The following is a 12,729-nucleotide window of genomic DNA, read 5'->3' as shown; positions in this document are numbered from 1 at the left end:
TTACCTTAGTTTTAGTTCTGGTGTGATTTGTGAAGTCAATATATCATCAATAGTAATTTAATTTTCTATTAGTATTTCATTACTATTTGACCATCTGACATCAATATCAAATTCTTTTTTATATATACTTATTCTTATCGGTTTGTCTTGAAAGATATCACTATACTTTAATCCGCCTCCAGGAGATTGGCCTATATATGGGCCATACTTCTTTCCATTAATACTTATTCCTTCTTGTAATACTTTTAGAAGGTCGCTAACAGTAGTTGTCGTTTTCTTGTTTAATTTTAACTCATAGTCATCAGTTTCGTTGGTATAAATTAAAATTGCTGTTTTAATGTTGCTTAATGCCTCTTCTTGGTACTCAAAATATGTCTTTTCATTAACAGTACTATTAGTATAAGACTGATTTTTAGCAATGCGAAAAATTATAACTACCAAAAATATTAGGATGAGAAAAAGTGCAATCTTTTGCCATATGCTAAATCTCATAAAGTTTCCCTCCTTGATGCATAAGTATTTCTTTCTATTAACTTACCCGCTGAAACATCTATTTTTAGTCTTAAGCCTCCCTTACTATCTATAGCTGTTAATATACCTTTATCCAATCTATATAAAAGAGATCCGATAAGCCTTCTTTCAGCTGGGCTATGCAACTCTTGATCGTAATAAGGCTCTGACATATACCCTCCACTTTGAAAATAAGGAGTACCACCAACGACCCCTAACCAATATGGGTTCATGTCTATCCTTACTTCTCCATCAAAAGCCTTTAAATTATTAATAACGTTTTTTATAATAAAGCTTCCCGCTAAATTGTAAGTTATTACTTTTTTCCCAGCAGATATATTTGTTATATTTCCAGAATTACAGCTAAACAATATTAAATTATCAATTACCTTTGATTTTAATGAACCAACATCACTTGTATAAAAACCTTCCTTCCCTGTGTTTATATGCAATCCATCCCCATGAAAAATTGTATAGACCGAGTCTACATTATTATTAATATCGTCAATACTGTTCCAAGCATTAATAAAGCTTTCCTTACTGTTAACATCTATTAATTTGATACTAGCATTTTTACCATACTTGGATATGATTATTGCTTTTACACCATCCAATTCAACTTCTGTAGTGGTAGCTTTATCGTAAATAATATAGTTTATATTGCCAATTGTCCTACTTACTGAATCTTTATAATTTTCTCCATACGTCTGAGCATAATATGGACTTGCACAACTTGTTAATTCTTGATTGGATTCTCGTCCACCAATATCATCTGAGTTCTTTAGCTCATTGGTTGTTGATGTCAATGATCCATTGCCTGTTGTTCCAGCCCCTGTATTAGTAGTATTTGTATTTGTATTGGTGTTAGTGTTTGTATTTGTGTTAGTGTTTGTATTTGTATTTGTATTTGTATTGGTGTTAGTGTTTGTATTTGTGTTAGTGTTTGTATTTGTATTTGTATTTGTATTGGTGTTAGTGTTTGTATTAGTGTTTGTATTAGTGTTTGTATTTGTGTTTGTGTTTGTTGATCCACTATTTGATGTTCCACTCCCAATTCCCAATATTCCATCTTTAAGAGGGTTATAATTTCCTTTAGGTTTTTCATACCAATGTCCTGTTGGATCAATATACTTTAATGGATCATTCGCACAATATGTATATAGATTCAAACTAAGTGGATCATCTTTTTCCCCTGTATAAGTGTCCTCTTGCAGGAATCGTGCAATCTTTGGATCATACATCCTTGCATTACAGTAGTTCAGCCCAGTCTCTTTATCATACTGGTAGCCTGCATATGTTATATTATTATCCACATATCCAGCTTCTTCAGTTATATTTCCAAAAGCATCATAATAGTACATGCCCTCTACACTGCTTTTAAATACTTGCACTTCTACAAGATGATTATTAGTATTCACTGTATTACCATTGGAGAAAATCCTCATATACCTCGCACTTACAGGCTTGAATACAAATTCTTTTCCTGTATTGCTTTCTACATACTCACTGTCAGGTCCTTCACCTTGTCCCGATGAATTATTAGTATCATTATTGTATACAGTAGTTACTCCACTGGCAAAGTTTGCATCATTTGAGAACTGGATTATTACATCATGATATTTCCTTGTATCTCCATAATACCGCCAAAGCTTTACCTTGTCTACAACCTCGCTCTGCCCTAAATCAAGTTTTACATGTTGCAGATTTTGGCCTATGGAAATATATTTACCAGCACTTGTATCTCCATCAGTAGCATATACCGCATTAGTTACAGATACACTGCCTGTTATAGTCTTGCCAGCAGCAAGGTTTGGCTGACTAGCTTTAAATACCTGTACCTCCACAATGTGATTATTCGCAGTCACTGTATTTCCATTGGAGAAAACCCTCATATACCTTGTGCGTACAGGCTTGAATGCAAATTCTTTTCCTGCATTGCTTTCTACGTATTCGCTGTCAGATCCCTTTCCTTGTCCTGCCGAATTATCTGTATCATTATTGTATACAGTAGTTACTCCACTAGCAAAGTTTGCATCATTTGAGAATTGGATTATTACATCATGATATTTCCTTGTATCTCCATAATATCTCCAAAGTTTTACTTTGTCTACAATCTGACTCTGCCCTAAATCAAGTTTTACATGCTGCAGATTTGAGCCTATAGAAGTATATTTGCCAGTACTTATATCTCCATCAGTTGCATAAACCGCATTAGTTACGGAAACACTTCCCGTTAAAGTTTTGCCTGCAGCAAGATTTTGTTGATTTGTGCTAACATCTATCAAGGCTGTCACGTCTCCATGTCCATTATACATATAATAGAGTGATGTTCCGTTTACCGTCCTTGAAATAAGATTACTTCCATACATATTCCTAGCTAGCTGTTCATCATCATGTCCTAGTTCAAGAACTACCTTATCATATTCATAGAAGTAGTATGTGTCATTATTATTGGACTGGTCATACTTCCGTACTCTTAGCCCTTCTGCGTTATAAAAGTAATGTAGAACTAATCCATTTGACGTGTATGTATATATAAGTTCATTGAATAAATTATATGAATACTGCCACGTATATGATTTTTGTAAAGTACCACCTGAATATATATCTCTATAAGCATATCTTTGGTTGCCATTTTCATCATATTGGAAAATATATTTTTCTGACAGTACATCATTATGCTTTGCTTCAATACCTTCCAATTCGTTCAAGTCATCATAGCTGTAAGTTGATACTGTGGCATTACTACTCTGACTTACTGTTTCCGTAGCTCTATTGCCTGATGCATCATATTTATATTCAGTAATCTTTTCACCCGGCTCTGCCACTGTCTCAATCCTGTTTAGCTCATCGTAAGTATAAGATGTCGTTCCTTTATTGTCTGTCTTGTCTAACATATTATTTGCTTCATCATAGTTATATTTATAGTTTTCTATCAAAGTTCCATTGGAATTATAATTCGACAAGTTCCAAAGCAGATTATTCGACCAATAGTAATATTCAACCATGGTATTATTTGGATACCAAACACTCCTTTTATTACCATTATCATAATACTCATATGTTGCTTTTATAGTATCAGAAACTCCCCCATCTATTACATATTTTATTCTCCCCAACCTGTCATATATTTTTGTTGTCTTGTTTTGCTTAGGATCTGTGACTGTCTCTGCTGTGCATCCTGCTTCTATATCCGATCTTGTTGGTATTACATCATAACAATAACTGAATGTATAGCTTGTTGTGCCATTTCCTGCAATTGTTTTTACCTTTACCCTATTAAGTTCATCATAGGTTCTGGTAATTGTATTTGTAATACCACCACCAGCAGTAAGAACATTTCCGTTTCCATCGTATGTGTATGAATATGTTATTGCACTTGCTTTTTTTGACTTTAACTTACCACTATTATAATACTCATAGGTTGTTATAATTCCTTTTCTATCGGTCTTTTTATAGAGATTCCCATCAGAATAGTAAGTATAGCTTTCAACCAGGGTATCATCATATGTATATGGTTGAGTTGTCGACCTTCCACCATGATAAATTTTCTTCAAAGGTTTATTCATGCAATCATATTCATATGTGGTCTCCTTACCTCTTCCATCCTTCTGAACCAGTAAATTACCTGCATCATCGTATACATATGATGTGTTTTCGGATTTGGCATTTTTCACGTTTACCAACCTGTTCATTTCATCATAGCTATAAATTGTTGTATGGTTTTTACCATCTACCGGGTTTCCGTTTGCATCTTTAACATTTCCTCTTCCATCTGTCACAGATTCAATATTCCCGGCGTTATCATAGGTCTTGCTGGTAATAAATCCTCTAGGATCAGTAGTGCTTATAAGCCTATTATTTTTATCATATTTAAATTCTGTATAGTTGAATGATGCTCCATTCATAGTTGTTCCGCTTTTTTTCTGCAAATTATTTGCATAATATCCAAGCTTCTCAACTATTTTGGGACTGCCATTATTGTTTTCTTTCTTCTCTATCAATCTGTTTAATGGATCATATACATTTATAGCTATATTATTTCGCCAATCAGTAGTGGTAACAAGATTATTGTTTTTATTATAACCATATTCCGTTGTATGAGTCGTTACTGTGCCATCTACCCTTGTAACATTAATGCTTTCGGTTATTTTTCTGTTGAACTCATCATAAGTATAATTCTTATCAACACCGTTACCATCAATTGTTTTAACAACATTTCCATTTTTATCATACCTATATTGTAGTACTATATCCACTAAAATATTATCTTTATTTACATTGAAGTTCTTACCTGTTTCCTTTAGCAGTCTTCCAGTTAGATCATAATCATAGATTGTAGTCTTATCATTTGATGAGTCAGTCAATGTTCCCATGGTATCCTGCTTGCACTTCAAATTACCACTTATATCGTACTGGTGCCTTAAAACATTTTGATTGGCATAAGTTATCGTGCTTATTTTATTAAAGGCATTATAGGTATACGAAGTATATGAAATTGCCTTACCTTCCGCATCTTTCCTTCCATCTGCTTGATAAATTAAATTTCCCATAAAATCAGTTTTACTTGTTTGAATTATTTTTTCTTCATAAACAATATTACCGTTTTCATCATGAACAATTTTTCCATCAGAAATTTTGGGTGTAAGATATTTTTTAGTTGTTACATCATTTACATCATCATAATCATATTTATATACAACACCTTTTCCGTTTATTTCTGACGTTTTTCTTCCTGTACCATCATATTGGTATTTTATGCTGAAAGGAAGTGCCTTGTCCTTCGAAACAGGATCTAAAACAGATAATACTTGATTCGCCATAGTGAATTTGGTTTCATTCCCATACCCTGTATTAATTTTATCATCAGTAGTAGCACCTGTTCCTGCTTCATAACCTAAAGCATCGAGTTCCTTTATAACGTTTCCGTTATTGTCGTACTTATAAGCCTTAGTAACAGTAGTAACATCCTGATTCAATGCCGTATCAAAGTATTTTTCGGTTTTTATTTTAAGTCTTCCCATTACATCATATGCATACTCAGTTTTATTTGTAGAAGAAGAATAATTATTAGGAGAAACCTCTGTTTTAAGTCTTCCTGCCCTGTCATATGTGAATGATTGCACTTGTCCATAACCAGCACCTGTATCTGGAACAAACATTATTGCATCTGCTTGGCATACATTGGTTTGGCTTGGCATCAATTCCACGCTTTGTGTTGTCCCAGAAGTAAATTTAAGTGTACTACTATTTAGCAAAACCCATGTACCACAATTTATAGTTTGATTAACATAATAATTATTAATTACATTATTCCGATTAATAATGTAATTTGCATTATTAAAGTTAGAAGTACCAGATGGATACCATACATATACCTTATAATCACCATTAATGTTGACTTTAGGAACCCACTTTGCATTTCCGGATGTAGGAGAACTAAATTTCGTTTTCATGCTTGAATATCCCTTTGTGTTGGAATCATTCCATGTACCTGTAGTAGTAAAACCAGTGGATTCTGTATCCATTATAATGCATCCTTTGTGCACCTTAATGAGGAATCCTCTTTTATCATATTCATTAAGAGTTGTATATCCTTCTGCATCCTTAATATTAACAACTTTTCCTTCCCAATTGTATCTCTTTGCGGTGGTTAACTTTACTAAAGATGTTCCATTGTCTCCCCTTATTGTTTGGCTGACAACTATCTGTCTGTTCATATTATCGTATTCATATCTGGTATATAAATTTGCTGGATCCAATTGAGATTCTTCCGGTGTTTGCATCCAAATAAGATTCCCATTAAGGTCATACTTGTAGCTAGTGGTTAGGGAAGTTGTTGTTGCATCATCAAAACTGTTATTATATAAATCACCTTTTTTAACAGTTAGGGTTTTTGTGTCAGGTTTACCTAGGTAATTATATGAGTATTTAGTTAATATATAATCACTTGAATTCATATATTGGTTTTCCTGCTCGACATTGCCCTCTTCGTCATAGTAATACCAAACCTTAACTCCATCAACACCGGATTTACAACTTACATTACCGTCTTCATAATAATACGTATTCTTATACACATAACTTGAAGCTGAAGAGAAAAGATTTACAAACTCCTTCCCATTCTTTTCCTCTCTGACCCTACCGGCTTTGTCATAACTTGTCAATGAATACATAAATGCTGTATTACCATTATCTAAACCAAATGGAACCCACTTCTCAATTAATCTATTCATGCCATCATATCTGAAATATGTAGTCCAACCATTTCCATCTGTTGACGAGTTTAAAGTTCCATTCAAGTTATAACTTGAATAAAGAACACTTCCATCAGGATTTTCCTGTTTTATGATCCTTCCTTCCTGGTCGTAAATATAAGTAGTAACAGCTTTAGCATTATCATCCAAGTGTTTAGTAACCGTTTTCTCACTTCTTCCTCCCCTCAATAAGGTATATGAATATTCCTCCAGTATTTTAGCAATATCACTTGAACTTTCCTTAAAGCTTATGGACTTAAGCCTATTCATAAGATCATAGGAATACTCATAAATCGCGCCATTAGGCTTCGTCTCAGATGTTACATTACCATAAAGGTCATAGCTATTGTACGTTGTTGTGTTGTTTTCTGCATCAGTTACAGTTGATAAAGTACCAATTACTCTTCCATTTGTATTGTTAGCTGTATTATATAAGTATCTTGTGCCATGACTAAATGTATAATCACTAGACGTATCATATTCAGATTTGAATAAGTTAGGTTGAATCTCCTTAGTTACCCTACCCATCTTATCATAGGTAATTCTTGTAATACTTGATTTTGCACCATCCTTATTTCCATCATATTGTATTGTTCTTATCAACCGCCCAATAGCATCATAATCATAATCTGTTTTGCTCTTTTTTGGTGATGTCTGGCTTTTTTTCAATCCTCTGTCGTCATATGTATATGTAGTCTCATTCTGGTTATTATCTTTCACAGAATTCAAATAATAATTGGGATCATAGTTATATGTAATTTTTGAATTAGGGAATTCCGGATCATACACATATTTAAGCAGACCTTTAATAGGCTTTTCACCAGGTGAAGTATAATATTCATAAACTATAATAGAAAATTTTGAAGTATCACTTGTACCTTCTATATATTCATCTGTTCCATTTAATGGTTGTACTTTTTTCAAGACATTTCCATTTGCATCGTATATATAGAAAGTCAATCTTCCAGTCTCATCTCTTTCCCTTATTATATTATTTTTATCATCATATGTGTTTATCCTATTACCACCGTCAGCATTTGTGATTTTTATAATATTGTCTCTCTCATCTCTCATGTATTCTATCCTGTTACTGTTGATAGGTACAGGCCAATAGCAATCCTCATTGTTGCCGAAGCCAAGTTGCCCTACGTTGTATCCCCATACATATACAACATCGCTTTTTGTTATTGCTGCACAGTTATAATACCCTGCTGATATTTCCTTAATATCAGATAAATTAGGTATATATCTTGCATATTTATGAGTAACATTATTCCCACAGCCTAATTCACCATGTCCATTATACCCCCAGCCTTGTACTCTTCCATCTTCAGTCAAAACATAGCTGCTGTATATACCTGCTGAAACCTGTTTAATATTTTGACTTACCGACCAAAATGGACTTTCTGGAGTTCTTATAGTATCAAGAAAACCACTACCCAATTGCCCATAATTATTACCACCCCAAGTCTTTACAGTATTATCAGTCATAAGAGCAATACCATGTTTCAACCCTCCTGCAATCTGTTTTGCTCCAACAAGATAAGTATTTTCTTCTGGGGTGTACTTATTTCCTAAAGTTCCCAGTCCAAGCTGATATTCATCATTTCTTCCCCATACCATTACTTTGCCGTTTTCCAATAATGCAAAACTAAAAAACAAACCTGCCGATATATCTTTTACATTACTCAGTCCAGGTATTTGTACCGGTATAGATGAAGTAACTCCTTCCCCGATTCCCAACTGCCCATAATCGTTTCTTCCCCATGCCATAACATTTCCATTATTCAATAATGCTATTACATGGTCACAGCCTGCTACAAGTTTCTTAACATTACTAAGTCCTGGAATAGTAAAAGGAGTATTTCTGTCCTTACCGTCATTAACACCTAGTTGGCAATAATTATTCTTACCAAAAGCCTTTACAGTACCATCTTTCATCAATATATAAGTGGAAGCTGCTCCTGCAACTACCCGCTCAACATTATGCAAACCAATGACTGCCTGTCTTATAGTTCTAGTCTGATCATCCCCAAGGCCCAATCGTCCATTGGCATTATATCCTGAAGTATAAACATCTTCATCCTTATTTAAATAAACACCATTATTCTCACCAAACGCTACAAGAGGTACCCCTTGTAATGCAGTGTAATCTGTTGATGGTTCGATTGATATAGCTAACTCTCCTTTAACCCTTGATGCATCAGGCCTAAAGAATTCCATATCTGGAACCTCTCCAATATCTTGATTTCTACTATCTCCTCCAATAGCGTAAATGTTGGCATTTAAAGCACAAACCCCGACTTTATCCCTCTCAAATGCCATAGTAGCTGTTTTTTTGATCCAAACATTTGAAATAGGATCATATTCTTCAACAGTATTTGACCGTACATTATTAGACATCCCACCAACAGTGTATATCCTTCCATTGACCACACAAGCACCCATACCGCTTTTTGCTGCAGGCATTTTAGCCTTTGTTATAAATTGGTTTGCTGTGTTGTTAGGATCATATTCTATTGTACTGTCTAGCGTTCCTCCCCCCATAAGGTATATCTTGCCATTAAAAGATACTGCTGCAAGACCTGATCTTGCAGTAGATAGTGGGTTCATTGTTCTCCATGTATTATCAATAGGATTATATTCTTCAACACTCGCTAAAGAATTTGTATCATCTGTTCCGCCAAAAACGTATATTTTGCCATTTAAAACTGCAACTGCGGTATCATACCTTTTAGTTATCATTCCTTTGCTATCATCAACCCAGTTATTACTAGTATCTTTTTTTAATCCACCCTTATATGTCCACTTATTTGTTGCCGGGTCATACTCTTCAACAGTATTAACCGGACCTTTAGCATCGTTTTCTCCTCCAATGGCATATATTTTATCATTTATCACAGCTACAGCTACATTTGAGCGAGGAACAATCATGTCAGCTTTCTTATTCCAAACATTTTTTATGGGGTCATATTCTTCAACTACTCCTGTAGATCTGTGAAGCCATGTGTATCTTCCTATAGCATAGATTTTCCCTTTTACTGTTACAACACCTACGTCACTACCTCTATATCCCATTTCACCTGTATAGGACCATTTGTCATCAAGATATTCTACTTTTGTTATATTTCCTTCAGGATCTTTTGACTTGGTAACATTGTAGAAGTCGTCATAATATTTTTCTGTAGTTCTTGCAGGCGTGTTTGAATCTACTATTGTCGTCCTTTTTTCTGAATTATAATATGTATACGTATATGTATTGTTAAACTTATCCTTTATTTTATTAACCTTGTATTTATTAACATCTGTATCTGGATAATATATAATAGTTTCTATAGCATTACATTGATCTATTATCTGATTTAGATAATATTGTCCTCCTACAGAAACATATCCATATCCATCATAGTCGCCTCCTGGATATGTAACCCTATCCAAGATTTTGTAACCGTTATATCTATAACTAACTCTTCTAATCTCACTTCCAGCAGAAGTTTTCTGGATTATATCAGTTATAAAGTTATAGCTTTTTGTACCTATAGTATAAGTTCCATTAACTACTTCAAAATATCTCCCTGTTGCCTCATCAATTATTCGAGTAATTTTCCCATTACTGTCAACAGATATTGTTATTTTATTGCCATTTTTATCCTTCATTTCGCTTAAGTACCCAATTTTGCTTGTTGAATCTACGGTATTAAAAGAATACTTGTATTGATCCTTTGTTGTCAAAACATATTTTCCATTTATCTTTTCAAGCTTACTTCTTGAATCATTTGCTCTAAAATTAGCCCCATCACCATAGTCCGTAAATGTCTGTACTGCACCATTAGGTAGTGTAATTGCTATCTCTTTTATATTATTACTTGTTTTTTCAAGAGCACTGCCATCAAAGCCAAATGTCCAACCCCTACCAAATTTACCTATATCATCGGACTTTGAATTATATGTTCTGCTTATATTAATTTTAAATCCAGGTACATCGAGGCTCATATCTGTGAAAGTCCTTGAAAAATTTCCAGATGCAGGATTAACTCCATTTTCACCATAATGAATTTGCTCCAAAAGCTTTATATCTAAAGCCATGGCTTTATTGAGATTATCAACATCTGCAGTACTTTGAGCCGGGTCATTCCTTATGTTGTCATTATTATCAGGAGAAGGTTTATTTCCTGTCAACGCTGCATATGCATCAACTCTACCGCCTGACGATACTTTACCCTGTAGATTTGTTGAAGTAACAACATTATTTTTAATTCTGGATATTATCTCATTGTTCGTAATATCTTTGTATTTACTCTTAATAAGTGCTGCTATTCCAGTTACAAGTGCTGCTGAAAATGAGGTTCCATTCATTGTAATAAAGCTATTTTCCGGTGCTATCCCAGTAATGTTTACCCCAGGTGCCGCAACATCAACTTCTTGTCCATAATTAGAAAATCTGGCAATATTCCCTCGATTGTCTATAGATGTGACAGATATTACATTATCAATATCAAAACAGGCAGGGTAGACCTGAGTTTGTGAAACATCAAACCTATCATTACCCGCTGATGCTACAAATAAAATGCCGCTGGTTTCCATCTCATTTTTTAAAGCCTCATTATAAAAAGTTGAGCCCCAACTACAATTTATTATTTCAACGCCCATATTCTTAGCATACTGTATTGCTTCAATTGCATCACTGGTATAGCCTCCATCACTATTTATAAATTTAAGCGGCATCAGCTTAACGTCTGCAACACCAGCTATTCCAATATTATTTGACTTTGCTGCTATTTGCCCTGCAATAAAAGTCCCATGTATATCAATAGATTCTGAATCGTATACACTACCATCCTTATTTACAAAATCATAACCATTTACATCATCAACATAACCATTTTGATCATCGTCAATACCATTTCCAGCTATTTCATTCTGATTAATATATATGGCATCTTTTATCTCTTTATTATTTATATCTATTCCTGTATCAAGTATACCAACAGTTACCTCATTGGATCCTTTTGTAATATCCCAGGCTGGAATTACATTTATATCTACTCCTGCTATTCCTTTTTGTCCTTCCACAACCTGTGCAGTATTATTTAACTCCCATTGGCTACCAAACTTTTTATCTGTTTGAATGCTATTTGTATAAAGCTTATAGTTCAACTGGGCATATTCCACATTGGAATCATTGCGAAGTTCCTTTATCAGCTTTTCAGAATCATCATTTTCACCTATCTCTAAAACTTCTATATCTTTAATTTTTTTCTTGGTATTAAGTTTCGACAGCTTTAGTTTATCTTTAATTTTATCTTTAATTTTATCTTTAGTTTTATCCTTAATTTTGTCTTCACTTTCATCTTTAACTATCTCTATTTTATCTATAATTTCATTCTTATTATAATCCGCATCATTTAAATCTTTATATTTCACAATAATCTCATTTTTTTCTTTTCGATTCAAAAAGCCTGTAGGCTTACCAAATCCTTCACTTTCATCAAATACAGGTTCCGGGTGAGGTTCAAGCTTTTCGGGTTCAGTATTGCATATAGCTTTTAAACCATTAACATCCTTCAAATCTTTACCATCAGCACAATCCTTGATTCCCTGGTTTATCATATCTTGTTTTTTTTCTTTGCCAAAACCAAAAAGTTCTTCTGCACTTACCGGAAAATTAACTGCTCCGGCTATAAATGTTGTAATTAGTGCAGTTGCAATAATTCTTTTAACTAATCTCTTCATTAGCAATCCCCCTAAAATTAAAAATCAATTTGCAGTAATATTACCTATACTAGTTTGTGAATCAACCACCTCCAATGCTAAATAAATAATAAATATTAAATCAGGCTTTTAAACTAGGATTATTTATTGTTTATGTAAACATGAAAGGCACAGAAATACTCTAGTTATATTGGATCTACGCTGACAAAGTAAAATCATTTCTCTCCCTTAATCAAGTAATTAGTACTAC

General features: G+C 33.7%; 2 protein-coding genes. Both read right to left on the bottom strand.

Going from position 1 to position 12,729, the window contains the following annotated elements:
* Nucleotides 1-57 precede the first annotated feature (57 nt).
* Nucleotides 58-492: a hypothetical protein gene (locus Bccel_RS26700; protein ID WP_036944934.1), complete on the bottom strand. Its 435-nt coding sequence runs from the start codon at nt 490-492 to the stop codon at nt 58-60.
* A complete protein-coding gene (locus Bccel_RS26695) occupies nt 489-12,500 on the bottom strand; it encodes an RCC1 domain-containing protein (protein WP_036944933.1) in 12,012 nt (4,003 codons plus the stop codon). Before Bccel_RS26695 ends, Bccel_RS26700 begins: the two co-directional genes overlap by 4 nt.
* Nucleotides 12,501-12,729 lie beyond the last annotated feature (229 nt).

This window comes from Pseudobacteroides cellulosolvens ATCC 35603 = DSM 2933 (assembly GCF_001262605.1).
GTDB classification, from domain to species: Bacteria; Bacillota; Clostridia; order Acetivibrionales; family DSM-2933; genus Pseudobacteroides; species Pseudobacteroides cellulosolvens.
Note: the sequence above shows the minus strand (reverse complement) of the source record. Positions and strands in the feature narration are given on the sequence as shown.